This is a genomic window from Chloroflexus sp., from assembly GCF_049970315.1.
Lineage (GTDB): Bacteria > Chloroflexota > Chloroflexia > Chloroflexales > Chloroflexaceae > Chloroflexus.
On record NZ_JBMFNE010000038.1, the window covers coordinates 1 to 25,008 of the forward strand.

The window sequence follows — 25,008 nt, forward strand, 5'->3', positions numbered from 1 at the left end:
CAGCGGACGGCTTGCGGCGCGCACCCTATCCAGGGCAGGCAACCCCCTCTGTCATTTCGCGCGCAGCGAGAAATCTTACAGCTCACTGCGCTCACCTGACAAGTACCGGTGCCCAGCATCGAAGATGTCTTGCTGCGCTCGACATGACAGGGAGCGGCGGACGGCTTGCGGCGCGCACCCTATCCAGGGCAGGCAACCCCCTCTGTCATTTCGCGCGCAGCGAGAAATCTTGGCATCCGTTGTGCGGCGCGCGCCATGAAGCAGCGATAGGGCATCGAAGCGACGTTGCAGAACCGGACGGATATGGATACCCTTGGGCATGCAGCGTACCGTATAGGTGTTGCAAACTAAGTCTATTGGTTGTAAGGTTCCTCATTTTTTACCTTGGATGTCTTAACCCACGTCCGAATCTCACTCATTTGTATTGACGCCCTCCCATGCGACTGCTACAATGTCTAGTTGTGACAAATAGTACAACATGAGAGGGTGATCGTGATCCGCTACGTGTGGCTTTGGTTCATTGGGCTGCTGATTGTATCGATGAGTATGGGGCTAACCGCGTGCTTTCCCGAGCCGCCACCGCACAACTTGCCTACCTTGCCGGTCGTGCTCGACATTACCCCTGCCCCAACCATCGACCTCGATGCAACGGCGACGGTCTATGCCAGTTTGTCGCGCCCAACCCCAACGGTTGCCGCGTTGTACGTTGTCCAGGCCGGTGATACGCTGAGTACAATTGCCGAACGCTTTGGGGTGACGGTTGATGAATTGGTGGCAGCCAACAATCTGACCGATCCCAACTTCCTCCAGCCCGGTCAGACGTTACTCATTCCATCGTTAATCGGTACGCCACAACCAATACCCACGCCGACACCGTGAGACCCTGCCCTGGTTGTGGTTGAAGATGGAGCAGGGTTAGAGTAGAATGTTTCGGACAGCGTTAGGGGTGGATGAACAACACTAACCGCCAACAATTCCGCTCGCGCAGCCGACGGTACTGCAACCGGTCAAGGATCGCTGCTGCGATTGCGAGTCCCCTTCCCCGTTCTTCCCAATCGTCAGGGAGGACGAACGTCGACTCTGGCCTTTCCCATCGGTGACCACGATCAACGAGTCGCGCCTCGATCAGGTGTGGTGTACAGCGGAGCCGCAACTGGATTGGCTCCGCTTCCGCGGCAACGGCATACTGTAAGATATTCGCAACCACTTCCGCGAGAGCGGTACTAAGCCGTATCTGCGCCTCCGGTGCTACTCCGGCTTCAGCCCAAAACGCATTCAATGCGGTGTGGAGCTGGTCGATCCCTTCTGCGAGCACTGGGCTGAGTTCGTAATGGCGTTCGATACGGTGCATACGATAGATCTGTTGTCACACAGCGTGCAACGCTTCGTCTACATTGGGGTATGGGCGCAAGACGCGATTGAGCGTTGTCAATTCTAAAATCGCCTGTGCTTGGGCGTTTAGGTTAGCTAGGCGCAGATCACCGCCGGCGAGCCGTGCTGCTTTCAGACCACCGATGAGCGCACCTAAGCCTGAACTATCCACAAAACTGACCTCCCCCATATCAACGACGATCAAGCGGAAACCTTCACGAACGATCTGGGATAAGCGCTGCTTCACTTCCGTGGCTACCAAGAGATCGAGACGGCCACGTAGTTGGACGATAACTGCACGTTCATTCATCGGGTTGACGGTAATTTCCATCAGTGCCCCTTTCATAAACTCTTCTAGCATAGCGGTTTACTGCTCCTCGGTGGGTTGGTACAAAGCAGCATCGATGACCACACTAAGCATTATCAGATCGTACACCGCCCAAAAAATATTGACAAGTACGGGAAGCCCATCATTGCGCCAGCCCAGTGTTAGTTGCAGCAATCCCACGACAATTGAGACTGCTAAGAGTATCATCATCGCTAGTTGCCAGCGCACTAAGCCAAAATATCGCCCGGTCTGTCGGGTTTTGGGAGTGACGATAAATCCTAATTTCTTGCCAAACCAGACATTGGCAGCCGCAGACACTACCGCTTTAATCCAGAGCGGGAAGAGCGCCAAACTATACTGCTGCCCGCGCCATGTTGGTCGCCCCCAACTGATCACAGCAAACAAGAGCTGGTTGATCAGTAAATATGGTACTAAGCGCCAAAAAAATTCAGCCGATAACGCATTCACCGGCAAGAGGCCAAACAACAGAAACAGTGGCGGTGATATAAGGTAGATAATCGTTGGTACGCCTGACAGATAACTCCACATTGTATCAAAATAGGCCAGACGCTGCCCCCAGCTTAACCCTGGGAGCGTCAACGGGTTTTCCCGCAGCATAACCTGTATCGTCCCCTGCGCCCAACGGAGGCGTTGTTGCAACGCACTACGCAAATCTTCAGGTGCTAATCCGTGGGCTAGAATCTCATCGTGGTACACCGAACGCCAACCACATGCGTGGAGGCGCATCGATGTTGACATATCTTCGGTCACCGAGATGGTTGAAATCGGGAGATACTCCATCGCTTCATTGACGAGCAGCGGTATCAGTTGACGCACCGTCTCAATGGCAGCCAACGGCGAGCGTTCGCGGGCTGCAAGCTCGGCCAAGATCGCTTCGTCATTCAGCGACCGCATAATCTCTGCCGCTTCAGCAGCTTGTATCTCGGCCAAATCGGCCATTATTTGCTGTAAATCCGCTGCTACTATCAAACGTGCCGCCGCTTCTGCCCGCTGCTGAAAGCGTTCGGTTACTTCTTGGAAGGTATCGCCGCGGCTAAGTTCGTGCCGGGCCTGCCGCACCGCCTGTCGCAATGCGCGCAACGCTGGTGCGATGCGATGACGGTCAGCTTTGGTCAACGTTCGTTCAGCTCGCTTGACGACAGTGTCAGCTTCACGTAAGGTACGCCGAATACGTCGCTCGACATCGCGTACAAAGAAGCGAATACCGGTCCGGGCTAGCGCCTCGCGGCGTAGTACGGCATTCGAGCCACAGAAAAATGCCGCGTTCCAGCCGTCTTTGCCTTGCTGAATCGGACCGTAAAACAGCGGTGCCTGGCTGCCGAACGGATCGCCTGGCGGTACATTGATGAAATACTGTGGTGTTTGCACCAACGCAACCAACGGATCGGTAAAATAGCCGAGGGTACAATCGAGAATGGTTGGCAGCGGTACCTGATCGGCATCGAGGATCAGAATAAAATCACCGGTCGTGTGTTCAAGGGCGTTGATGAGATTGCCGGCTTTGGCATGACGGTCAAATCCCTGCCATACCGGTGAACGGATGATGTATCCGCAACCCTCTTCGGCAGCCATTGCCCGCATCGCCGGACTATTACCATCATCAAGCAGATACGTCTGATGCGGATAGCGGATAGCAATGGCGGCTCGCACCGTCTTGCGTACTAATTCCACCGGCTCGTTGTAACAGGTAATGTAGACATCAACGCGCAATCCCGGCGGTGCTGGCGGTGGCTCGCCCCGTTCTTTGAGCCGAAACACGGTTAAGCCAAAGAGAAAACTACCGATGTAACTGTAGAGTTCGGCTCCGAACAATGCCAGGGCAAACCACCACGCATGCCAATTGAGCGATACCGTGCCTCGCCAGAGAAGATAGTAGGCGCCAAGGATGAGGTTAGTGATGACCAGAATCTTGATCAGACCGCGGCGGAATGCGGCCCATTCCGCCGGTCCCCAACCAATCCGGAGTAAGGTTGTCCGCGCGTATTGCATACCTTACCGCCACCATCGGATACGAATCACGAGGATTGCCGTAGCCAGTAGAGCAATAAACAAAATGGCACCGATCACTTGCCAGACGGGGAGTCGTTCGAGGAGCACCACCTCAATCGTTGGGGTCAAAGTCTGTGGCGGTTTAGCTAACGGCGTCGTCAACGGTACGACGGTAATGTCAAGATTACTGCTAATCTGGGCTTGTGATCCTCGTAAGACCTGTAATAAATCCCGTTCCCGTAGACTGCGTACCCCCAATTGCAGTCCTTTACCGTCAGTCGCTTCGATCCATAATATGCGTGCCTGAGCTTGCCACGGTGAGCGAACAACACTCAGTGTAGCTTGGGTACTACGCCCAGGTTGGTAGACAAAAGGTAGATTCGTAGTGGAGTTCAGAGCAGTTGCGACCGGATTGCGGTTGCGATCACCCAAGACGGCCAGCGGCCCACCGCGATCATCGCCAAGGGTGTCGGCGGTAAGTAAGATTGGTGGCGGCAGATCGGGTAAGCCTCTCCATCGCCCGATTGCGGTCCCTAATTCAAGACCGGCCTGTACCTCGCTCAGATCCGGTTGTGGCGGGAGGACCAGCCGCACCGGCCGCTCACCATCCAACATTGCCGGAAACCGACCGAGATCGTCGCTTGCCGCCGGATCGTTTGGTAAGCGCCACGCGGATGTTGGTTCGATAATCGCCCACGCTGCTGTCGTATCCACCTCTTCACAACCGATATTAGGGAGATCAAGGTAGAGCCGTACCTGTAGATCGATACGACGTAATGGAGTACCGTTCAGATCGCTGTTAAGCAGATCGGCGGGAAGCTCAAACCGGTACCGTTCTATCGCTGTAGAATTGACGCGGAGGCGTTGTGAACCGATCGTTATTCCATTGACTGTTGCCGACAGCCACGACGAGTCGGGCATTAGGCCGGCAGCCGTAACAACGTGCAGTTCTAGCGTTGCCCCCACTCGCAGATCCCAAGCAGGTGGTCGCTCGAAAGCAAAGTCGATGCGATGTTCACCGGCGCCTACCACCTGCCGTTGTTCTACCCCAAGTTGGGCAAAGCTAGCGGCTCCCTCACGCCAAGCCGCTGCAACCGTAGTTGGTGGTGGCTGGGTGACGGCTAACACAGATGCTGCCGGCAAAGCGTGGGTGAGTGCTTGCGCTGCATAGATGAGCGCGTTCGGTGTGGCGCCAGCGACCAATAAGCGCGGTGGCGTGATCGGGGCCAGTGCTAGTAACCCATGGTCAACCGGTAGAGGTTCCCCGTCAACTTCATACCTGTTTCCATTCCAACGCACCGTTCCCCAATCACCATCCGGTAATGCACCATAAGCGACAACAATGGCCGGTGTCTGCGGTGGGATCGTTTCGGCAACGTTGATCACGGAGTCTTGTCCGGCCAAGGCTGCCCACCGGCCCACGGCGAACGCCACTGTACCGGCAGCGTTCAGGGATGTCGGGTCAGTTGGTGGAGACAACACGATGGTCGGCGGTAGGCGAGTTGCCGGCGCGCTCAATGGTAAAGGTGCGAAGAGGGCAGCTACATTGGCGAGGGTCCCTGCCGTCACCGGCTGTACATCTAGGCGGAGGGTTGAATCACCGCTTACGACCACCCATAGCGCCGGATTTTGCACCTCCTCACAGGGGTCATCGGTCAATCGCATATGAAATTGCACTTGGAGAAACAAACCCGGTCCGTTAAAGCCGGCAATCGGCAAAGAGACGGTCAACTGGCCGTTTTCAGCATTGTCGGCGGTGAGACGGATACTCGCCAGCGATTGCCCATTCAACGCAACACTGAGCGTCGAACGATCAGGCTTGAGTAACGGTGAATGCGTGAAGCGCAAGGTCAACACACCGTCACTTGCCGGTTGTAAGCCAAGTGGTATCGGAAAATAGTAGTCAAGCACCGCATCAATGCCACGGGCTGTACGATCACCATAGCCGAGATCGGCAAAGCGTAATACCGTTCCTTGAGCAACAACCGGCGCCGGCAAGCAGATCGACCAAAATGCAAGAATACTTACCATCCACCAGCGCCACACGATCATACGCTATCCTCAGGTGTCAAATCTCGAACTAACACGACGACCGTCAAATCGTCGGTCAACGGACCAAGTAATGCCGGCAGCGCCAATAGGCGATCAACTATCGCCGTAGCTCGCATGCCGTCTTCAAGCAGTTCGTTGATCAGAAACGGATCTTTGGCCAATGCCGGCCACGGATCGAGCAAACCATCACTAAACAAGATGAAGGCATCACCCGGATTAAGGACTGTTTCGCCTTGCCGGTATGGTTCTTGCGAAAAGATACCGAGTGGCGCACCACGCGGTTCAAGTCGATCAAATTGTCCACCGTGTCGTCGAATGAAACCCAGCCCGTGACCGGCATCGACAAATGCCAGGGTATGTGTGTTCAGATTCAACTGCGAATGGCACAGGGTGACAAAACTACTCGTCCGGTCCAGATCGGCATAGAGGGCATTGACGGCATACCGCATATTTACTTCTGGCGATGTTTCCCGCGCCACCGAACGGATGACGGCGCGGGTTGTTGTCATTAACAGTGCCGCCGACATCCCTTTGCCCATCACATCGCCAAAGGTCAGATTAAGCAAGTGTGGAGCGGGGAAGTGCCAGTCGTAGAAATCACCACCCACATCACGAGCCGGAATGCACCGAGCGGCAATGGTGTAGCCCGGTAAGCGTGGCATTTGCTGCGGCAGCATTTCGGCTTGGATCTGGGCAGCGTGCTTGATCTCGGCTTCTAGCTCACGACGTTTCTGCTCCAACCGGCGTTGTAACGCTGCATTTTCTCGTTGGAGGCGTAGATTAGTGAGTGTCCGTTCCAAAACGACCAGTAGCTCTTGCCGGTCGATCGGTTTGCGCAGGTAATCGTCGGCGCCGTGACGGATCGCATTCACCGCGATCTGTTCCGAACCGAAGGCTGTCGTCATTATCACCGCCGGTTCTGGACCGATCCGGCGTATCTGATCGAGGACATCAATACCACTCAGTTCCGGCATCAGAATATCGATGAGGGCAACATCAATCCCACCTTGGACAATGCGCTGCAAAGCCTCGAAACCGCTCTGCGCTATCTCCACCCGGTAGCCCGCATCAACCAACCAAATTTGGAGCAAGCGACAAATGTTCGGGTCGTCGTCCACTACCAAAACGACCGGCGCCTGATAAGTTTGGCTCGGTGAGGGTGGCAGAGTACGGCGTTGCGGCACTTGCACCGAGTGCGTATCGGCAATCACAACGAGATTACGACCTTGGTTTTTAGCCTGATACAGTGCTGTATCGGCTTTTTCAAGTAACGAACCGGTGTCCATCCCCAAACTCCACTCGGCAACGCCGGCAGAGAAGGTGACACGCAACGGCTCACCTTCGCGCTGGTGCTCGATATGGGCAAATCGTTCGCGCAGGCTATCGATCACCATCGCTGCGCTCGCAGCGCGCGTGTCGGGCATAACAACCAAAAACTCTTCACCGCCGTAGCGCCCAATCACATCGGTTGTCCGTAAACGTTGACGGAGAAGGCGGGCCAGACTTTTCAGGACGCGGTCACCCACTTGGTGGCCGTGGCGATCGTTCACTTGTTTAAAATGGTCAATATCGATTAACACGACCGATAACGATTGCCCATTCCGCCGTGCACGCGCTACTTCTCGCATCAAGAGATCCTGCGACACACTGTGGTTAAACAAGCCGGTCAAGCCGTCACGTACCATCAGGCTCCGAATGGCGCGGGCACGTTGAATGCGAGAACTCACTGCTGCTACCAGGTGTTCGAGATTAATCGGTTTAGTGAGGAAGTCATCGCCGCCACGCGCCAACGCGGCCAATTGCGCCGAACGGTCAGTTTCACCCGACAAGAACACGATCGGGATACTGTGGTATTCCGGTTGTTGACGAATCACAGCGGCTAACTCTTGCCCACTACAGCCCGGCATATAGATATCGAGTAAGATCAGATCAGGTTGCTGCTCGGCCAGCAACGTCGGCGCTTCCAGTGGGTCGGTCGTTGCGATCACTTGCATACCGGCAGCCCGTAACGCTAGTGCGTATACTTCAGCCATCAGCGGCGAGTCATCGATGATCAGCACTGTGTACGGTTCGCTAATCGTGCGTTGGGTCATCTGATCGATCTGGTCGATCAATACCCCAAGATCAATAGGGCGCGTAAAATATCCGCGCCCTCCGGCACGCACGGCAGCTAGCCGCAAGGTAAAATCGGCACTGTTCGCGGTAAAGATGATCGGTATGCGATCCCCATACCGATCATGCACGACGGCGGCTGCCGCAATCCCGCTCTGCGGTCCCTCCGCTAGATGCAGATCGATAATCACTAATTGTGGTGCCTCACGCGCAATTGCCGCTAATAATTCAGCACTGCTGGTAAAGCATTCAGTCTTATAGCCGAAATAGGTAATCTGACGGGCAAGTTCGGTCGCCTCTTCGGGGTTATGACCGGCGAGATAGATTAACGTTGTGGTCGTGACCGGCTGCTCTTGAATTACCGTGGTCAGCACCGACGGCGGGTTGCGGAGTGTCTCTAGCAATTGAGCAACGAGACCGGCGATCGATGAGAAATCAGCAGGCAAGTCATCAGCACTGATCAAGGATTGCAAGGCAATATCAAGGGCGCGGGCTGTTTCGCTAACCGCCGTCAACCCAAACGTGGCACCTGAACCGGCAAGATTATGCGCTAATCGTTGCAACTCACGCAGATCGTCCCGGTCATACGTACCGGATTGCAACCGTGTCCAGATGGTCGTGATGCGGTTAGTCTTCTCTTCCAGTTGAGCAAGGTATTGCTGCTGAAGTTCGGTAAATAAGGTGTGTGCCGCGCCGGTATGTGTGTTCATAGTGATCTCACGCTCTTGCCGCCCACACCGGTTTATGTGTGTCTGCGGTATTTACCGTTATCATATCTGATCAAACGATACGTTTATTACTCCTTTCAAGGTTTTTTTCTGCTTCTATGACAGAATGATAACAACTACGTGATTATCGGCTTTGTGTTGTTGGGGAAGTGGTCACCACCAGCGCTACTCCGATCGAAGCAACAATCAACCCGCCGAGCGCACATAGTCCTAATCGTTCACCGAACAATATCCAGGCTTCAAGCGCAGTCACCGGTGGTACTAGATAAAATAAGCTGGAGACACGCGCTGCCGAACGTGCTCTGATAAGGAACATCAAGAGCAAGATTGCCCCAATCGATAACACAAGAGTGAGCCACAGCAAGGCTCCAATGAGTTCTACTCGCCACTCAATAGTGTGGGTCTCGATCAGCAACGCCAGTGGCCCGGTAACAGCCAACGCACCCACATACTGTGCCCACGTTCCACTCAGCAATGGTAAACCGGTGCCAAATCGTTTTTGATACAACGTACCGGTAGTAGTTGCCAATAGGGCGATGATGGCTGATCCAAGCGTTACCGGCGTAATGATCGGTGGCCCGGCAACCATAATTTTATCACCGATTACGGCCGCTACACCAACTAAACCTAACCCCAACCCTAACCATTGCCGCCAAGCGATATGCTCACCGAGCATCCACTGGCTAACCAGCGCCGTGAGGATTGGCTGTAAACTCACGATTAGCGCCGTTAAACCGGCCGGCATCCCGCTATCGATGGCAAAAAAGACCCCACCGAGGTAGCCGCTGTGTAGCAGGATACCGACCACCGCACTGTGTCCGTAAGCACTTGGTTGGCTCAGCCACGGCTGACGAAGGATGATGGTTAACATCCCCAGGAGGAGTAGGACTAATCCAAAGCGGATGCTCAGAAACGTGAACGGCTCGATGTACGGTAGCCCGAACCGTGCGCCGATGAAGCCAGTACTCCACAATAGGACAAACAGCAGCGGAGCACTCGTGGTGAGATGGACGGTAGGAGTCGTTTGATTTTTCATGCAACCTTCTTATCTAAAATTACAAAACCTTTACCTATCAAGTTCTCATTTTATGCTAAACTAGAGTATGTGCTTAATCTCACGATTTGAAACAGGAGGTTCCCGATGAGCTGGCGAGGTTCTGGCAGCAGTTTTCGCCCGCGAAGTAGTGGTGGCAGCCGCAGTAGTGGTAACGGCGGTTCGACCTTTTCCGGCGGTAGCGCCGGTGGGCCGCCCCTGATTGTAATGATGGGCTTAGCGTTTGGGGTCGGTTTCATCATGCTTCTCGTCATGATCGTATCCAACGTGGGTCAAGGTGGTGCAATTGCTTCGGCGCCACGGCCAACGGCGACTCCACGGCCAACGGCGACCCCTCGTCCCACCAGTGCTCCGGCTGCGACGCAACCGACGACGGCCCCGGCTGCGCAGGCGACAAATGCGCCCGGCGGTACGAATGTCGTAAATGAGACACCGGCCCAAACTGTTGAGATACGACCTGATCCAAATGCTCTTGCGTTCGCTCAGACATCACTGTCGCTATCGGCTAACACGGTTGTGAAGCTTGACTTTATCAACCAAAACAACCTTGGTGTCCAACACAACTGGGTGCTGGTCAATGGTGGGGATGATGTGGCTGCTGCTGTTAACAACGCTGCGCAAAATAACGCTGACGCGCTGTTTGTCCCACCACCTGATACACCAAATGCTCTAGCCTGGACGGCAATGCTTAACGCCGGTCAGACCGGCAGCGTTACCTTCCGCACACCGCCGCCCGGTACCTATCTCTACATCTGCACCTTCCCCGGTCACTATCTTGCCGGGATGAAGGGTACTTTGACGGTGACGCAGTAGGGTATGTTGGGGAAGATTAGGTAGTGACGAGGGCGGGCAGCCATAATGGCTGCCCTTGCTGTTAGCGCGGCTTCGCTAAGAGCTTCGTCTCGTCGGGTCGGCCATCGGCTTCTTTTTGTTACCCGCTTCGTTCCAAGACAGCAATCGTTTCAATGTGCGGTGTATGTGGAAACATATCGTAGCCACGTACATCGGTGATCCGATATGCTGCTTGCAGAATATGAAGATCGTTGACCTGGGTTAATGGATTACACGAGACATACACGATCCGCTGTGGGCCAATCCTTAGTAATTCCTTACACACCTGAGGTCCTAGTCCAGTCCGTGGCGGATCGGCCACGATTACTGGCAAGCTACCGCTCGGTTGTGCGTGTAGGTAGTCAAAGGTATCGGCGCAAATCGGGTTGAAGTTGGTGATCCCATTGACCACCGCATTGTGCCGAGCTAAGGTTACACTCTCCGCTACCGCCTCCACGCAATCAACGACGGCTGCCCGTCGGGCCAAGTGTAGCCCAATCGCACCGACCCCACCGTAAAGATCGGCGACGCGCATTGTCGGGTTAGGGTTAGCAGCAGCTACAGCATCACCGATCAGCCGGTCAGCTAAATAGACGTTGTTCTGAAAGAACGTATTGGGACCGATAAAACACGTCATTTCCCCGATCCGCATCGCCAACGTTGCGGACCCCCAGTGTTGTCGCGGTTCGCCAAATGAAACGTCGGTGAGCGTGTTATTAATGAGCCAGTGAAAGCCAACCACACCCGCTTGAGCTAATGCTGTCATTGCTAATTGGGTCATAGTCTCTTCATCGCCACCGGCTGCGGTAACCGCCGCCAACAGCAGTTCATCCATGGCGTTACGCCGGACAACGATGTAGCGCAGAAAACCGGTATGCATACGGATGTCATAATCGGCGATCCCCAGCTCGCCGGCCCGTTGCCAAACAGCCCGCGCTGCCGCGAAAGCCGTTGGTGGAATCAGGTGGCACGTGGTTAGCTCGATAATATAGTTAAACTTACCCCGCGCGCGCAGCCCAAAGCGGCCCTTCGTAGCGACGTAATCCATTCGCGTGCGGTATGCAAACGGATTTGGTGATGGTATCACGATAAACTCGTCAACCGTAATCCCCCCGGTTGCGTACAGTTCACGTAACACGTCTGTCTTGGCGATGACCTGATCGGCATACGACCGGTCTTGAAATGCGCAACCACCACACTCCAGCGCATGCGGACAGCGCGGCGCAACCATCTGACCGGTGAGCGTGCGTGCCATCACCGCTTTGCGTAGGGTTTTGGCCGTAAATGTCGTCACCACAGCCACAACCTCAGTTCAAATCACTTCGCTGCTTCCGTACAACTTTTACCTGCTCATCCATCCAGCGTTGCAACGCTTCTTGGGGCGATGCAGCTACATCGAGTTCACTCAGTTCAATACCAATGTGCGTCAGTGTTAACGCGACCTGTGCCGAAACTCCAGTCAAGATGACTCGACATCCGAGTAGTCGCAATGCACGCACGGTTTGGGTCAATGCATTTGCTACCGCTGTATCGATCACCGGCACGCCGGCGACATCGAGAATAACGAGATTGACACGCCGCTCATGCACAAGTTCGAGTAAGCGGCTGGTGATCTTACCGGCCCGACGGCTATCGATTCCACCGACTAATGGTGCAAGCAGCACTCCTTCGGCAATGCGCACTGCCGGTGTCTCCAATTGACTAACCAACTCGAGCAGCTCTTGCTGGCGCTGATTCTGCTCGACTAATTCCTTACGTTGTTGCTCAATCGCCGCTGCCCGCTCGGCAATTTCGGCGCGCGCTGCTTGAGCATTTGCCGCATTTTGTTCAGCTTCGATCCGGGCCATGTCGAGCGCATAGCGGGCAGTAGCAAGAACGATGACTTGCACAACATAACTGACCAGTGTACCTAGATCAGCCAAAAACCCGTTGATGGTGCTGTCAGTCGCAATGTCACGACCGAGCAGTACGAGAAGGATGGTAAAGCCTACCCCAGCTACCCATCGGGTATTGGTGATTGCTACGGCAAACGCCAGCGGCGTAGAGATCAAAATCAGTTGTTTATCAACCGGTATGGTGGTAGCTATTATCAGCGTAATACCACCAGTAGCCAAAAACCGGGCACCTTCCCACCCTCGCCAATACAGCCACGTTGCCACACCAAAAATAGCTGAAATGAGGAGCGTTAGAATGATTGTAAGTGGTGATTCACCCACGAGTAAATTCGATAATCCACGTATTAACGCATAGACGGCCATGCCACCCATCAGGGCGAAGGCCAACTGTCGCTGACCGATTTTCACACAACCTCCTCATCGGTTGCTACAACATACTTATCCAAACCGGCGGTCGATTTCACGGCGTACTGCATCGATATCTGGTGGTAGTTCGATTGGGGGGTTACGATACTGACCGATGACGTCGCGTAATGTACCTTCATGATACTCGACCTTGAAACGGCTAAACTTAAGCCCATGCGCTGTCGAGATGACGACGACTCGATCACTGCGCTTGATCTCACCCCGTTGCACCAATTTGATCAGCGCGGCCAAAGCTACACCGGTATGGGGGCAGGCATATGCACCGGTGCGGTCGGCACGAGCGGCGGCATCGGCGAGTTCCTGCTCGGTTGCCTGTTCGACGATGCCGTTGAAGCGACGCAGGATGCTGATCGCCCGATTAATGCTAACCGGATCGCCGATCTGAATCGCACTCGCCGCTGTCGGTTGGGCTTTGATCGGCTGATATTCGCGAAAGTCGGTCAGGTACGAGCGATAGAGTGGGTTGGCGTTAGCAGCTTGTGCGGTCACAATCCGTGGCAAGCGGTCGATCAACCCTAACTCGTACATCATGAGCAAGCCCTTGCCGAGGGCAAAGGTATTGCCGAGATTGCCACCGGGAATGATGATCCAGTCCGGCACTTCCCAATCGAATTGCTGCACGATCTCGATCCCAACCGTCTTTTGCCCCTCGATCCTCAGCGAGTTGAGCGAATTAGCTAAATAGATGCCGTTGTCGGGATTAGCCGTGATTTCGCGGACAATCCGCATGCAGCCATCGAAATCGGTATCGAGGGCCAGCACAAGCGCACCGTGGGCGACCGGCTGTACCAATTGGGCAATGCTCACCTTACCTTTGGGTAGAAAGACAATGGTGGGAATACCGGCAGCCGCACCGTATGCAGCCAACGCTGCCGATGTATCACCGGTTGAGGCACAGGCAATCGCACGGATCGGTTTACCCTCACTGATCATCTGCTTGACAACGCTGACCAGCACCGTCATTCCGAGATCTTTGAACGAGCCGGTGTGCGAATTACCACACATCTTGATCCACAAATCTTCTAGCCCGATCTCACGCCCAAACCGTTCGGCCCAGAAGAGGTTGGTCCCGCCTTCAAACATACTGACGACATTTTCGTTATCGACAATTGGGCAGACCCACTCTTTCTTGCCCCATACGCCACTGCCATACGGCCATGTAGTGCGCATCCAGCGCTCATCGAATAGTCGTTTCCACTCTTCAGGGCTGCGTTGAGCTAGTGCCGCCATGTCATGCTGCACTTCCAATAACCCGCCTGATCGACTGTAGTACACTACTTCTGTGAGCGGATAACGCTCGTTGGGGTCATCTTGAGCGGCAAACCAAGCGTGATACATTGTTTCTCGCTCCTGTTGCAGAAATATGGAAGCGGCAGGGGCATGTTTAGGTTGCTCCCTTATCCTTAATCTGTGCCGGTACAAACGTCATGCCTGTTTGATAGTCAATCCCGCTCGTCGCCGAGGCGCTGATTCGCCGTTATCATACCATTGAACGCACGGTTCGTACATCCGCAGTATGGCAACCGTATCACAATGAAAGCGTCTGTTATAATACCTCTGGTACAGAACAACGGTACAGTCTGCCCTGATCGGTATCTAACAGCAACATCACCTAGACCTTTGTTGATGAATGTACGGTGCCGTTCTCAGCACAAGGGAGGTTATCACGATGCGGCATGTCCGCGCCCTCTTATTCGGTCTTTCGCTCCTAGCACTGGTAGTCTCGTGTGCGGGTTATGTCTTCTTGAGTGAATTGCGGGCGACACCGGCGACTACCAACACACCGGTTGAGTTTATCGTCGCCCCCGGTGAAACAACCAACGATATTGCGAATCGGTTGGCCGAAGCCGGTTTGATCCGCCAACCGGCCCTCTTTCGCGCATTGGTACGCTGGCGCGGTCTCGATCAGCAGATACAGGCCGGGCGCTATGTGCTCAGCCCGACGATGACAATGAGCGAGATTCTGATCGTCTTACAGAGCGGAAAGGTGGTCAACGATATTCAGATCACGATCCCGGAAGGATTGCGCCTCGAAGAGATCGCTGCGATTATCGCTGCTGCCGGTCTCGTGAACGAAAACGATTTTTTGACCGTTGCTCGTGACGGCGACCGATTCCGTGCAGATTATTTTCTGCTCAATAGCTTGCCGGAAGGGGCGACGCTCGAAGGGTATCTCTTCCCCGATACCTATCGGTTTGCCCCCTCGTCTGACGCCGAAACAATCGTGCGTAAGCTGCTCGACCGCTTTGTTGAGCAGTATAGCACGATTGAGCGTTCGGTACGGGTACCGGGTGTTACCGTCCATCAAATCGTCACAATGGCGTCAATTGTCCAACGTGAGGCAGCTCTCCTCAGCGAGATGCCACGTATTAGCGCGGTCTTCTGGAATCGTCTCAAACCGCAATATGCCCCCATCTTCGGTGGAGGGTTGCTCGGGGCCGATGCAACGGTACAGTATGCGATTGGCTATGATCCCGGTGAAGGTACGTGGTGGAAACGTAATCTGACCGTTGATGATCTGGCGATTCAAAGTCCGTACAATACGCGCATCAATCCCGGCTTGCCACCAGGCCCAATTGCTGCTCCCGGCCTCGCTGCGCTCACAGCTGCGGCTCAGCCCGATGAATCGTCACCCTATCTGTTTTTTGTCGCCAGTTGCGAGTTTGATGGTTCGCATAAGTTTGCAACGACTATCGAAGAGTTTCGTGTCTATGAAGCGGAGTGGTTGGCGTGCCAGCAGAACCGACCCTAACGGTGGAAATCATCTTGATCGGTGATCCGGTTGCACACTCACGTTCGCCCGCAATGCATAACGCGGCGCTCGCTGCTCTCGGCATTGCTGCACGCTACCGTGCCGTACAAACCTCGGCTGCCGAATTACCACAGCGGATTGCCGACCTGCGCCGAGCGGAGTTCCTTGGAGCAAATGTGACGTTGCCCCATAAGCAGGCTGTCATAGCGTTGCTTGATGAGATCGAACCGATCGCTGCTCGGATCGGTGCCGTCAATACGATTATCCGTCAACCCGACGGTCGCTTGTTGGGTACGAATACCGATGCCCCGGGGTTGCTGGCCGATTTAGCTGCTGCGGCATGGTCGCCGGCCGGTCAAACCGTGGTGATTTTAGGAGCGTCAGGGGCCGCACGGGCTGCTGCGTTTGCCCTGGCCGATGCCGGTGTCGCCGCGCTCACGATTGTCAATCGTCATCTTATGCGCGCGGTTGATGTAGCTGCGGCTGTGGCGGCTGAGCAACCGGCGCTGCGCGTGCGGGCATTGGCGTTGGCCGATCCGGCCGTGGCCGACGCCGTGGCTGAGTGTACGTTATTGATGAACGCTACGGCACTTGGCTGGCACGATGGGGAAACACCATTGCCCGATCCACCGGTTGGAGCGCATTGTCTGGTCTATGATATGGTCTACCGCGAGACGACCCTTTTGCGAGAAGCCGCAATGCGTGGCGCGCACGTGCGTGATGGGCGTGGTATGTTGGTTGAGCAAGGTGCGCTCGCGTTCGAGCGTTGGACTGGGCATCCGGCGCCACGAGACGTGATGTGGCAGGCCGCTTTTGGGGTGGAGCACAGACAATGATAGATCTCTTTGTCGTCGTTGTCGGTCTGGTGCTAGGTAGTCTGCTCAATATCCTGATCATTCGCTTGCCGCGCGAACGACGGTTGTGGGGGTGGCCGCGCTGTATTCGTACCGGCCAACCACTGCGCTGGTGGCAGCTCTTACCGGTGCTTGGGTGGGTACTCCAACGTGGCCGGGCCACCGATGGTCGTCCGCTGCCGGTGATCTACCCGCTGGTTGAAATCGGGAGCGCTCTCTGGCTCTGGCGGCTTTATGATCTGTACGGGTTCAGCCCACTCTTCGCCTATTTCGCCTTCGTCGGTGCAGTGCTTATCGTTACGGGCGTCGTCGATTGGCTCTACCGTTGGATCTACACCTTTGTCATTCTCGGTGGTGCCCTGATTGCTTTCATCTGGGGGTCAATCGCCGGTGCCGGCTGGCGCGAACTGCTGCTCGGTAGTTTGATCGGTGGAGTTGGCTTTCTGTTTCTCTACCTGCTGGCGTTAATCCTCTTCCCAGGCAAATCGGCTCCGTTTGGATTGGGTGATGTTTACCTCGCCATCTTTATCGGTGCTGCCCTTGGGTTGCGTCATCTGGGGCCGGCTTTGATCTACGGTATCTTTATGGCCGGGATCGTTGCAGCCGGTATCTTACTTGCCCGCCGGCTTGGCCGCGAAACCCCGGAATACTTGCCATACGGTGCGTATTTGTGTTTGGGTGTTCTCCTGTACGTCGCGTTTGGTGGTTACCGGTTGTAAGTGAAAAGGTGCTGCGATGATTGGTCTGATCCCCGCCGGCGGGATGGCTACACGCCTGGGACTGTTACCATGCAGCAAAGAGTTGTTACCGGTTGGTGGCTGGGCGGAACCTGATGGTTTGCGACCGCGCCCGATCATTACCTATCTGTTGGCGCAGTGGCAACGTGCCGGCATCACACAGGCATTCATTGTTGTTAAGCCGGGGAAGTGGGATATTCCCGCCTATTTGGGCGATGGGCGTGCGTTTGGGTTGAATCTGGCCTATCTGACGGTCCATGAGCCATACGGTGCTGCGTATACGCTCGCAGCCGCTATACCCTTTATCGAAGACCGGTCGGTTGCCCTCGGCTTGCCTGACGTTCTGTTATCGCCCGACGATGTGTATGCGACGTTGGCTGCTCACCACGCAACCGCCCAACCTGATTTGACCCTTGGCCTCTTCCCCTGTGCGCGACCGCAAACCGCCGATATGGTTGATCTTGCCACCGATGGTCGCCAGGTGAAGGGTATTGTGATCAAGCCATCAAAGACGTCGTTGCGGTGGACATGGATGGCGGCGATCTGGTCGCCACGGCTGAGCGATCTTTTGGCAACGGTTGTTGCCACCGACCGAGCTGCTCGCCAACACGAAGCAAACCGCGCCGAATTGCATATCGGCGCGGTCTTTCAGGCAGCAATCGCGTCGGGTTTGCGCGTCGAAGGAGTTACCTTTCCCCACGGCCACGCCCTCGATATCGGGACACCAGCCGGTTGGGCGGCAGCCGTTCGGCTTGATCGGGAGCAGCCTCTTTCCTAAAATACGTCTGCTACCATAATCGTTTGTTCACGGCCTGGCCCGACCGAAATAATGCCTAGTCGCGCACCGACCAACTGGCAAATTCGGGCAACGTAGGCTTGGGCAGCATCAGGCAGATCGGCGAAGCGACGAACGTTGCGGGTCGACTCCGACCACCCCGGCATCTCTTCATAGACTGGTTCAACCTGGGAAAGGATGGCGGTGGTTGTCGGTGGATATTCGAGAATCGTATCGTTCAGCTTATAACCGGTACAAATCTTGAGCGTTTCGATACCATCGAGCACATCAAGCTTTGTAATTGCCAATGTATCGATACCATTGACCTGCGCCGCATAGCGCGCCATCACCCCGTCAAACCATCCGACCCGGCGCAATCGACCGGTCGTCGTTCCCACCTCAGCCCACGGCGTACCGATTTGTCGCAACGTATCGGCTACCATCCCATCAACTTCCGTCGGAAATGGCCCTTCGCCTACCCGTGTCGTATACGCCTTGACAACACCGATCACCGAGTTGATCCGCGTCGGACCAATCCCACTACCTTGACAGGCACCGGCTGCACCGGGCGGCGAAGAGGTAACAAAGGGATATGTACCGTGATCGATATCGAGCAGCGCCCCTTGCGCACCCTCAAGCAATACCGGCAAATCCTTGTCGAGCGCCCGATGGATAATCGGATGGACGTCGGTAATGTGATCGGCTAATCGCCGACCGTATTCCAAATACATCATATAGGTGTCGTGTAACGACAAGGGACGAGCGTTGTAGAGCTTCGTTAGAATGCGGTTCTTTTCTTCGAGGACGGTGCGTAGTCGATTCAGCAGTGTCTCTTCGTGCAGCAAATCACCCATCCGAATGCCGGATCGGCTCATTTTATCGGCATAGGCCGGGCCGATCCCGCGCCCGGTTGTCCCGATGCGTCCTTCACCCCGCGCCTCTTCTTGCAACTGGTCAAGCTGGATGTGGTAAGGCATAATCACGTGTGCCCGGTCGCTCACAAACAGCTTGGCTGTCGAGATGCCGCGTGCTTCGAGGTCTTCGATCTCTTTAATCAACGCTTCCGGGTTAATCACAACCCCGGGACCGATGACGTTGACGATACCCGGATCAAAAATGCCGGAAGGAACCAAATGCAACTTAAACGTGCCGAGATGATTTACCACGGTGTGGCCGGCATTATTACCACCGCCATAACGAATCACCAAGCGAGCACGGGCTGCCAGTAGATCAACGAGATGGCCTTTGCCTTCATCACCCCACTGGGCGCCGATCAACGCAACAACAGGCATCGCCGTTCTCCCTATTGCATCGCGTGTAATGTCCGAACTGTTGTTAACTACGACGACTTACGTTCGGGTAGACTACGTAGATCCGCTCTCTCCCTGATTGCCATCATGTCACTTTCTTCACCGTAACGACGCGCGCAATCCGGCCACGGCTTCATCGACATGGTGTGGCTCGATAATCAACGGTGGGAGCAAGCGGATAACATCCTCGCCCGCCGTAGCTACTAACAGCCCATGACGATGTGCTGTCTCGCGGACTGCCCCTGCCGAACCGGCAATACGGATTCCACGCATCAAACCTCGTCCACGCAATTCTAGGACGACATCAGGCCGCTCGGCAGCTAGATCGTGCAACGCTTCATCAAGGTAATTGCTCACCTGCTGAACGTGAGAGAGGAAATGCGGATCACTAACCTTGCGGAAGACCACTGCGCCTACTGCGGTAGCCAATGGATTCCCGCCGAAGGTAGTGCCGTGATCGCCGGGCTGAATGGCGTCCGCGACCGGTTGGCTCATCAAAATAGCACCGATCGGCAAACCTCCGGCCAGTGGTTTCGCTATTGTCATAATATCGGGTTGTACACCAAGCTGTTCGTGCGCCCAGAGCGTACCGGTACGCCCCATGCCACACTGAATTTCATCGAACACCAAGAGAGCATTGTGGCGTTGGCACAGTGCTCGTACCCCTTGCACAAACTCCGGTTCGGCTGCGCGCAACCCACCTTCACCCTGTACCGGCTCAAGCACGACAGCGCAGACATCATCGCCCATAACGGCTTCGAGTGAGGCCGGATCGTTGTAACGGGCAAAACGGACACCGGGCATGACCGGCATAAACGGTTCACGATATTTTTCGCGCGCTGTGATTGCCACTGCCCCCATCGTGCGCCCGTGGAAGCTACCGTCGAACGCCACAATCGTTGTCTTCCCTTCGCCGAAATGGGCACGCGCGTAGCGGCGGGCAAACTTGATTGCTCCTTCAATCGCTTCTGCGCCACTGTTACAGAAAAATACCTTCGCGAAGGCAGGACTGCTCTGAACCAAGAGTGCCGCCAGTTCAATCGCCGGACGGGTGTGGTAGAGATTCGAGACGTGGATCAAGCGCGCAGCTTGCTCATTGATGGCTCGCAACACGTCACGATCACCGTACCCTAGCGCATTGACGGCAATACCGGCCACAAAATCGAGGTAACACCGGCCTTCGCTATCGTAGAGATATACTCCCTCCCCGCGCTCGATAACGAAATCAGCGCGTATGTAACTCTGCAAGAGATAGTCGTGATCGGCTTGAATAAGGTCTGCGGCGCTTTCGCCGGTCATAGCTCGTCCTTTCCTTCGCAATCGGCTAACCTTCTCACGCAATTATACCACCGGCACAGTGTTGCCGTTCCTGCACAATTGCAGTTGGGTTATGGTATAACGGTAGGTGGTAGGTTACGTCATCACGTGAGCGTTCATGTCAAGATTCGTAACACGTTACCGGCAATTAGTTCGCTGGTGCTTTCACCGGCTGTACCACGAGTTTGCATGGAGCTACGACTTCATTGCGTGGCTCGTTTCGGCCGGGTATTGGCAACGGTGGGTGCAGGCCGCCGTGCCAATGTTGCGCGGTCGAGTGTTGGAACTCGGGTGTGGTCCCGGTTATCTGCAACAGGCGCTGGCCGGACGGGCCGGCGTCGTCGGGATCGATCTGTCACCGTTTATGCTGCGGCGAGCAGCACGTTTTACCAAACGACTGGTGCGTGCCGATGCTCGGCAGTTGCCGTTTCCCACCGCTAGCTTCGATACTGTTTGTGCTACGTTTCCCGCAGAATATATCCTCGACCCGGCCACCTTGGCCGAAATCCGGCGCGTCCTTGTTCCCGATGGTCAATTGGTCATTGTTGATGGGGGACGGTTGGAAGGTGGGTACGGGCGTGTGATCGATCTGATCTATCGTCTGATCTGGTTGGGCCGCACTCCACGCCAGTTACCAGAGGTGATACACATCGGTGATTGGCCGTTGCAGGTGCAGCGCGTGGTGGTAGGGGCAAGTAGTGTCTTGATACTGACCGGGAGACCCCATGCGTCCGGATCTAAGTATTGAGCAAACCCTGCTGGCACGTGGGTATCGCGTGTTGGTGGGTATTGACGAAGCCGGTCGCGGTTGTTGGGCCGGGCCGGTGGTCGCTGCCGCAGTCGTGTTGGATCCTATCGTGTACGAACGGCCAGGCTTGCTAGACGCTGTCGATGACTCGAAACAGTTAACAGTCATTGCCCGCGAGCGTGCGTACACTCTTGTCCAACGCTACGCACGTGGGATCGGTGTGGGTACGGTGCCGGCCTTTCTCATCGATGCCTATGGCATTCTGCCCGCTACTCGCCTTGCTATGACGCTGGCCTTGCTGTCGTTGCCTTGTTCGGTTGATGCGTTGTTGATCGATGCCGAACGTCTACCCGGTATTCGTGTACCACAAGAGTCGCTCGTGCGCGGTGACGCCCGTTCGCTTTCGATTGCGGCTGCTTCAATTATTGCCAAGGTGACCCGTGACCGCCTCATGCAAACTGCCGACCGCTGCTATCCGCAGTATGGTTTTGCCCTCCATAAAGGGTACGGAACCCCTGTTCACCGCCGTGCGCTCATGCAACACGGCCCTTCTCCATTCCATCGGCGTACCTTCCAGCCGGTACTTGAGCTTCTCGATTTGGCAGACTCGTCATGAATCTACGCGAACATCTCTTGTGGTCAACGCTACTCGCGGTAAGCCTCTACCCACGCCGTCCATTCGCCGCTGCTAGTCTTATTGCCGGTGGAGTACTCATCGATCTTGATCATCTCGTGCTTTATATCAGTCGTACCGGTGATTGGAGTATTAGCGGTGCGCTCCACTACAACCGTTATCGCAATCTGTTTCCCAACCGCCACGATAACCGCCCTCGCTATGGTTCGCTCCGCTCGTGGTTGCATCAACCGCTGCTCGTACTGCCACCTCTCTGGATACTTGCTTATCGCCGAGCGTGGCTGCAACCTTTGGTGATCGGTATTACACTGCATCTCGTGCTTGATCATTTACCCCTCCCCTTCATCTGGGCGGCGTACTGGCGATCCGGTGGGCGCTGCATACGCTGTGGCACTGCCAATCACGTCAACGTATACCGACGACCTTGCCCATCCTCCCGCACAATGTGCTGGATCGTCCTGTGTCGACGGTGTGCCGACAAGCGATTGTGGTACACTGAAGATAGTATTTATATCTAAAACCTCTTTTGCCCTACCCAGCCGTTGCTGTGGAAGGAGTTCATATATGGAACCGGACGACTTCTCACCCGAAGACCCGATTACCGAACTTAGCCGTCTGGCCGGTGAAGCGATTGATAGTCAATCCACTGCGACTTCCGCTGAGCGCCGGCGGCGCTGTAATCGGGTGCTTGAGATGGAGGCGCAAGGGTATATTACCGATGAGCGTGCATGTTTTTTGGCCGGTTTGGTCATGATCTGCGGTGAGTCGGTGGCCGATTTTCACCACGCCCATCGCTTCGCCCGGCGTGCTACCGAGCTTGGTGATGAACGTGCATGGACGCTGCGTGCTATGGCATGGGATCGCCTCCTGATCGAGTTGGGTCGCCCTCAACATTTCGGCACCCAGATTATCCGTATCGGTGGACGCTGGTCGCTAGGTGCAGTTAATCCGCGTGTCACCGATTGGGAACGCGCATTGTTCGGCGTGCCACCGTTGTACGTCCAACAACAACGGGTTGAAGAGTTGCAGCGCTCTGAACAAGGATAAATCCTATGAAGGTGGTGATTGTGGTTTAACACCCCCGCACCAACCACCCAGTTGCAGCGCTCTGAACAAGGATAAATCCTATGAAGGGATACAGTAAAACTGTATCCCTTCTTTATGTTTTTGATGCGTATATTATGATAGAGAGTAGTACAAAATCCACCTAATTTTTACCACAAAATCATCTCTTCTTCATAAAAGTGTAATCTACCAAGATTGTTCGTGGCCCACTGTGCGCAGTACAGTTTCATTGCATTATCAGGCTCGTATCAACTCAAAGAGGGAAGCAATGAAACGGCTGTCGCTACGCTTGTGGTTTGCAGTTGGGCTGAGCATCGTTTTAGTACTTACGTTCGCCATTTTTATCTACGGTACGTCAGCCTCACAGGCACGGATTGAAATCTTTACCCCACATGGACTGGCACCGTGTGCAACAATTGACGCACCGGCGCCGGCGATTTTTCAGACCCAAACCCTGTTGGCCCGTTTCGATTACTACCGTGTGCTCGCTCCGCCGTTTGGCCCTGAACCGGTTGAAGTAGATATTACGTTCCCCGATGGTCGTATCTTTACCATCACGGCAGCGCAATTGCTCGATGGGGTTATTGATATGCCGACAAATGTTCAATTTGCCCGCTTTACCAACGAAGCCGGACAACTCTCGCTCAATCTGACGGTACCGGGGACGTGGCCCTACGGTTGTTATCAACTGACCGGACGTGGTCTCAGCAGCGGTGGTGCGAACACTGCTTCAGCATTCTTCGTCGTCATTCCCGGTGGGCGACCGGGGCCGAACGGGAATGTGATCTTACGCGCAACCCTCAACGGACAAGATACCAATGTTATCCAACAAGGCCAGATCCTCGAAATTGATGGGCGCGGATTTATCGGAGGTGAGCTGGTATCGTTCTGGTTAACCGCACCTGATGGTACCGTTATCGACTTCCCGCCCGGCCAGCAGGTAGTCCAAGCAAGCGCTAACGGTGCTGTTTCAACTTCATTCCAGTTTGAGGGTAAAAATCCGGTTGGACGATATACCGTAACAGCCCTTGGTAATACGAGTGGTTTTCGGGCTTTTGCTCACGTTGAATTGCGATCGCGGCCGGTAACACCACGTGGCCCAGCTCGCTTGTCAGTAGTCGTGCCCGCCGGAGCTACCGCACCGCAGCGTTCGATCTTCTACGCCAATGGCGATCTCTTCTTCCCCGGTGAGCGGGTTGATCTGTGGTTGACGATGCCCGATGGCGCAGTGCGTGGCTTTCCCTCAACCTTTGCCGATCCGGTAGCCGGTCAGTTTATGGTCGAGCTATTTCTCGATGAGCGATTACCGGTTGGTTTTTACCAATTGACGGCTCAAGGCGCAGTGAGCCAGCAGTTAGTGATCGCGACGTTCACCGTCACGCAAACGACCGACACTATTGCTAACCCGCAGCCAGTGCCACAGATCGGGTTAGATAATAATCCGACGACACCACCTGATCAAAGTTTCGTCGATCCCAACCCGGCAGATAGTAACGAATACGGCAACCCGGACGAATGAGATACGGTGCTACCGATTGACCGAGTATCTTCCGCATAATAGGATAGAGGTGCCGATGGCGGCAATCGCGTGGATGAGCGGGTTGGGCGGTGCGCGATTGCCGCAGGGCCGGGGTAGGTTGGGCGGGTTTGGCGCACCACGTGGTTGTAAGGGTATCCCAATCCGAAGACGGCTGCTATGCACGCTCCCCATGGCGAACCACACAAATGTTTCGTGTTACCCGTGACCGTCCTCCATTGTCACCCCGAGCGCAGCGAGGGGTCTTGTCACCCCGCGCCGCTTCCTCCATTGTCACCCCGAGCATAGCGAGGGGTCTGGTCACCGCGCGCCGCTTCCTCCATTGTCACCCCGAGCGCAGCGAGGGGTCTGGTCACCCCGCGCCGCTTCCTCCATTGTCACCCCGAGCATAGCGAGGGGTCGTACCCAACCCGCTCAGATTCCTCGCTCCGCTCGGAATGACAAAAAGGCGGTATCGCGCGCGGACTGACGC

At 55.4% G+C, this 25,008-nt stretch carries 22 protein-coding genes; 11 read left to right on the plus strand and 11 right to left on the minus strand.

The features are described 5' to 3' along the window. Positions 1-492 precede the first annotated feature (492 nt). Positions 493-879 carry a LysM peptidoglycan-binding domain-containing protein gene (locus tag ACP5OT_RS17130; protein ID WP_424676934.1) on the plus strand — a complete coding sequence of 129 codons (387 nt, stop codon included), beginning with the start codon at positions 493-495 and terminating at the stop codon, positions 877-879. Positions 880-940: 61 nt separating this feature from the next. On the opposite strand, the gene ACP5OT_RS17135 is transcribed toward ACP5OT_RS17130, so the two are convergent. From ACP5OT_RS17135 to ACP5OT_RS17160, 6 genes are all read right to left on the minus strand, one after another. Then, on the minus strand, positions 941-1,351 hold the full coding sequence (locus ACP5OT_RS17135) for an ATP-binding protein (RefSeq protein WP_424676933.1): 411 nt from the start codon (positions 1,349-1,351) through the stop codon (positions 941-943). Between the two features lie 15 nt (positions 1,352-1,366). Further along, positions 1,367-1,732 (minus strand): STAS domain-containing protein, encoded by a 366-nt coding sequence (locus tag ACP5OT_RS17140; RefSeq protein ID WP_424676932.1) that lies wholly within the window; start codon positions 1,730-1,732, stop codon positions 1,367-1,369. Between the two features lie 6 nt (positions 1,733-1,738). After that, positions 1,739-3,709 carry a glycosyltransferase gene (locus tag ACP5OT_RS17145; protein ID WP_424676931.1) on the minus strand — a complete coding sequence of 657 codons (1,971 nt, stop codon included), beginning with the start codon at positions 3,707-3,709 and terminating at the stop codon, positions 1,739-1,741. Positions 3,710-3,712: 3 nt separating this feature from the next. Next, positions 3,713-5,761 carry a cellulose biosynthesis cyclic di-GMP-binding regulatory protein BcsB gene (locus ACP5OT_RS17150; RefSeq protein WP_428113480.1) on the minus strand — a complete coding sequence of 683 codons (2,049 nt, stop codon included), beginning with the start codon at positions 5,759-5,761 and terminating at the stop codon, positions 3,713-3,715. Then, positions 5,758-8,583 (minus strand): response regulator, encoded by a 2,826-nt coding sequence (locus ACP5OT_RS17155; RefSeq protein ID WP_428113478.1) that lies wholly within the window; start codon positions 8,581-8,583, stop codon positions 5,758-5,760. The genes ACP5OT_RS17150 and ACP5OT_RS17155 overlap by 4 nt, the downstream gene beginning before the upstream one ends. 142 nt (positions 8,584-8,725) lie before the next feature. Next, positions 8,726-9,637: a DMT family transporter gene (locus ACP5OT_RS17160; protein WP_424676928.1), complete on the minus strand. Its 912-nt coding sequence runs from the start codon at positions 9,635-9,637 to the stop codon at positions 8,726-8,728. Between the two features lie 105 nt (positions 9,638-9,742). Between ACP5OT_RS17160 and ACP5OT_RS17165 the strand changes: the two genes are divergently transcribed. Next, positions 9,743-10,468 (plus strand): plastocyanin/azurin family copper-binding protein, encoded by a 726-nt coding sequence (locus tag ACP5OT_RS17165; protein WP_424676927.1) that lies wholly within the window; start codon positions 9,743-9,745, stop codon positions 10,466-10,468. 118 nt (positions 10,469-10,586) lie between these two features. On the opposite strand, the gene rlmD is transcribed toward ACP5OT_RS17165, so the two are convergent. The 3 genes from rlmD to thrC are packed head-to-tail and all read right to left on the minus strand — an operon-like array spanning position 10,587 to position 14,145. Further along, complete coding sequence (rlmD, locus tag ACP5OT_RS17170; RefSeq protein WP_428113475.1) at positions 10,587-11,783, minus strand: 23S rRNA (uracil(1939)-C(5))-methyltransferase RlmD; 1,197 nt, start codon at positions 11,781-11,783, stop codon at positions 10,587-10,589. 10 nt (positions 11,784-11,793) lie between these two features. Further along, positions 11,794-12,789, minus strand: coding sequence for an STAS domain-containing protein (locus ACP5OT_RS17175; RefSeq protein ID WP_424676925.1), 996 nt, complete (start codon positions 12,787-12,789; stop codon positions 11,794-11,796). A 30-nt stretch (positions 12,790-12,819) separates the two neighbouring features. Next, a complete protein-coding gene (thrC, locus tag ACP5OT_RS17180; protein WP_424676924.1) occupies positions 12,820-14,145 on the minus strand; it encodes a threonine synthase in 1,326 nt (441 codons plus the stop codon). Positions 14,146-14,476: 331 nt separating this feature from the next. On the opposite strand from thrC, the gene mltG reads away from it, so the two are divergent. From mltG to ACP5OT_RS17200, 4 genes are read left to right on the plus strand one after another with little or no spacing between them, the layout of a single operon-like run. Further along, positions 14,477-15,559, plus strand: a complete 1,083-nt coding sequence (mltG, locus tag ACP5OT_RS17185; RefSeq protein ID WP_424676923.1) for an endolytic transglycosylase MltG — start codon at positions 14,477-14,479, stop codon at positions 15,557-15,559. Next, positions 15,538-16,395, plus strand: a complete 858-nt coding sequence (gene aroE / locus ACP5OT_RS17190) for a shikimate dehydrogenase (RefSeq protein ID WP_424676922.1) — start codon at positions 15,538-15,540, stop codon at positions 16,393-16,395. Before mltG ends, aroE begins: the two co-directional genes overlap by 22 nt. After that, the gene (locus ACP5OT_RS17195) at positions 16,392-17,132 is read left to right on the plus strand and encodes a prepilin peptidase (RefSeq protein ID WP_424676921.1); all 741 of its coding nucleotides are present in this window, start codon (positions 16,392-16,394) and stop codon (positions 17,130-17,132) included. The genes aroE and ACP5OT_RS17195 overlap by 4 nt, the downstream gene beginning before the upstream one ends. 16 nt (positions 17,133-17,148) lie before the next feature. Next, the gene (locus ACP5OT_RS17200; protein WP_424676920.1) at positions 17,149-17,928 is read left to right on the plus strand and encodes a nucleotidyltransferase family protein; all 780 of its coding nucleotides are present in this window, start codon (positions 17,149-17,151) and stop codon (positions 17,926-17,928) included. On the opposite strand, the gene ACP5OT_RS17205 is transcribed toward ACP5OT_RS17200, so the two are convergent. Both ACP5OT_RS17205 and ACP5OT_RS17210 read right to left on the minus strand, forming a co-directional pair. Next, positions 17,925-19,217: an adenylosuccinate synthase gene (locus ACP5OT_RS17205; protein WP_424676919.1), complete on the minus strand. Its 1,293-nt coding sequence runs from the start codon at positions 19,215-19,217 to the stop codon at positions 17,925-17,927. The two genes, ACP5OT_RS17200 and ACP5OT_RS17205, sit on opposite strands and share 4 nt — an antisense overlap. Before the next feature lie 117 nt (positions 19,218-19,334). Continuing rightward, positions 19,335-20,534: an aspartate aminotransferase family protein gene (locus ACP5OT_RS17210; protein WP_424676918.1), complete on the minus strand. Its 1,200-nt coding sequence runs from the start codon at positions 20,532-20,534 to the stop codon at positions 19,335-19,337. Positions 20,535-20,670: 136 nt separating this feature from the next. On the opposite strand from ACP5OT_RS17210, the gene ACP5OT_RS17215 reads away from it, so the two are divergent. The 5 genes from ACP5OT_RS17215 (at position 20,671) to ACP5OT_RS17235 (ending at position 24,518) form a co-directional block, all read left to right on the plus strand. Continuing rightward, the gene (locus tag ACP5OT_RS17215; RefSeq protein ID WP_428132833.1) at positions 20,671-21,300 is read left to right on the plus strand and encodes a class I SAM-dependent methyltransferase; all 630 of its coding nucleotides are present in this window, start codon (positions 20,671-20,673) and stop codon (positions 21,298-21,300) included. Further along, positions 21,278-21,916 carry a ribonuclease HII gene (locus tag ACP5OT_RS17220; protein ID WP_424676916.1) on the plus strand — a complete coding sequence of 213 codons (639 nt, stop codon included), beginning with the start codon at positions 21,278-21,280 and terminating at the stop codon, positions 21,914-21,916. Before ACP5OT_RS17215 ends, ACP5OT_RS17220 begins: the two co-directional genes overlap by 23 nt. Then, positions 21,913-22,452: a hypothetical protein gene (locus ACP5OT_RS17225; RefSeq protein WP_424676915.1), complete on the plus strand. Its 540-nt coding sequence runs from the start codon at positions 21,913-21,915 to the stop codon at positions 22,450-22,452. Before ACP5OT_RS17220 ends, ACP5OT_RS17225 begins: the two co-directional genes overlap by 4 nt. A 46-nt stretch (positions 22,453-22,498) precedes the next feature. Next, entirely contained in the window at positions 22,499-22,981 is a 483-nt protein-coding gene (locus ACP5OT_RS17230; protein WP_428132835.1) for a hypothetical protein, read from the plus strand. A 286-nt stretch (positions 22,982-23,267) separates the two neighbouring features. After that, positions 23,268-24,518, plus strand: a complete 1,251-nt coding sequence (locus ACP5OT_RS17235) for a hypothetical protein (protein WP_424676913.1) — start codon at positions 23,268-23,270, stop codon at positions 24,516-24,518. Positions 24,519-25,008 lie beyond the last annotated feature (490 nt).

Excerpts from the sequence above, each read along its gene's own strand:
- ACP5OT_RS17230 (WP_428132835.1), top strand. The coding sequence starts at position 22,499 with ATGGAACCGGACGACTTCTCACCCGAAGACCCGATTACCGAACTTAGC.
- ACP5OT_RS17210 (WP_424676918.1), bottom strand. The coding sequence starts at position 20,534 with ATGACCGGCGAAAGCGCCGCAGACCTTATTCAAGCCGATCACGACTAT.
- ACP5OT_RS17140 (WP_424676932.1), bottom strand. The coding sequence starts at position 1,732 with ATGCTAGAAGAGTTTATGAAAGGGGCACTGATGGAAATTACCGTCAAC.
- ACP5OT_RS17150 (WP_428113480.1), bottom strand. The coding sequence starts at position 5,761 with ATGATCGTGTGGCGCTGGTGGATGGTAAGTATTCTTGCATTTTGGTCG.
- ACP5OT_RS17200 (WP_424676920.1), top strand. The coding sequence starts at position 17,149 with ATGATTGGTCTGATCCCCGCCGGCGGGATGGCTACACGCCTGGGACTG.
- ACP5OT_RS17145 (WP_424676931.1), bottom strand. The coding sequence starts at position 3,709 with ATGCAATACGCGCGGACAACCTTACTCCGGATTGGTTGGGGACCGGCG.
- thrC (WP_424676924.1), bottom strand. The coding sequence starts at position 14,145 with ATGTATCACGCTTGGTTTGCCGCTCAAGATGACCCCAACGAGCGTTAT.
- ACP5OT_RS17155 (WP_428113478.1), bottom strand. The coding sequence starts at position 8,583 with ATGAACACACATACCGGCGCGGCACACACCTTATTTACCGAACTTCAG.
- ACP5OT_RS17165 (WP_424676927.1), top strand. The coding sequence starts at position 9,743 with ATGAGCTGGCGAGGTTCTGGCAGCAGTTTTCGCCCGCGAAGTAGTGGT.
- ACP5OT_RS17205 (WP_424676919.1), bottom strand. The coding sequence starts at position 19,217 with ATGCCTGTTGTTGCGTTGATCGGCGCCCAGTGGGGTGATGAAGGCAAA.
- ACP5OT_RS17135 (WP_424676933.1), bottom strand. The coding sequence starts at position 1,351 with ATGCACCGTATCGAACGCCATTACGAACTCAGCCCAGTGCTCGCAGAA.
- ACP5OT_RS17195 (WP_424676921.1), top strand. The coding sequence starts at position 16,392 with ATGATAGATCTCTTTGTCGTCGTTGTCGGTCTGGTGCTAGGTAGTCTG.
- ACP5OT_RS17160 (WP_424676928.1), bottom strand. The coding sequence starts at position 9,637 with ATGAAAAATCAAACGACTCCTACCGTCCATCTCACCACGAGTGCTCCG.
- ACP5OT_RS17215 (WP_428132833.1), top strand. The coding sequence starts at position 20,671 with ATGTCAAGATTCGTAACACGTTACCGGCAATTAGTTCGCTGGTGCTTT.
- mltG (WP_424676923.1), top strand. The coding sequence starts at position 14,477 with ATGCGGCATGTCCGCGCCCTCTTATTCGGTCTTTCGCTCCTAGCACTG.
- ACP5OT_RS17220 (WP_424676916.1), top strand. The coding sequence starts at position 21,278 with ATGCGTCCGGATCTAAGTATTGAGCAAACCCTGCTGGCACGTGGGTAT.
- ACP5OT_RS17225 (WP_424676915.1), top strand. The coding sequence starts at position 21,913 with ATGAATCTACGCGAACATCTCTTGTGGTCAACGCTACTCGCGGTAAGC.
- ACP5OT_RS17235 (WP_424676913.1), top strand. The coding sequence starts at position 23,268 with ATGAAACGGCTGTCGCTACGCTTGTGGTTTGCAGTTGGGCTGAGCATC.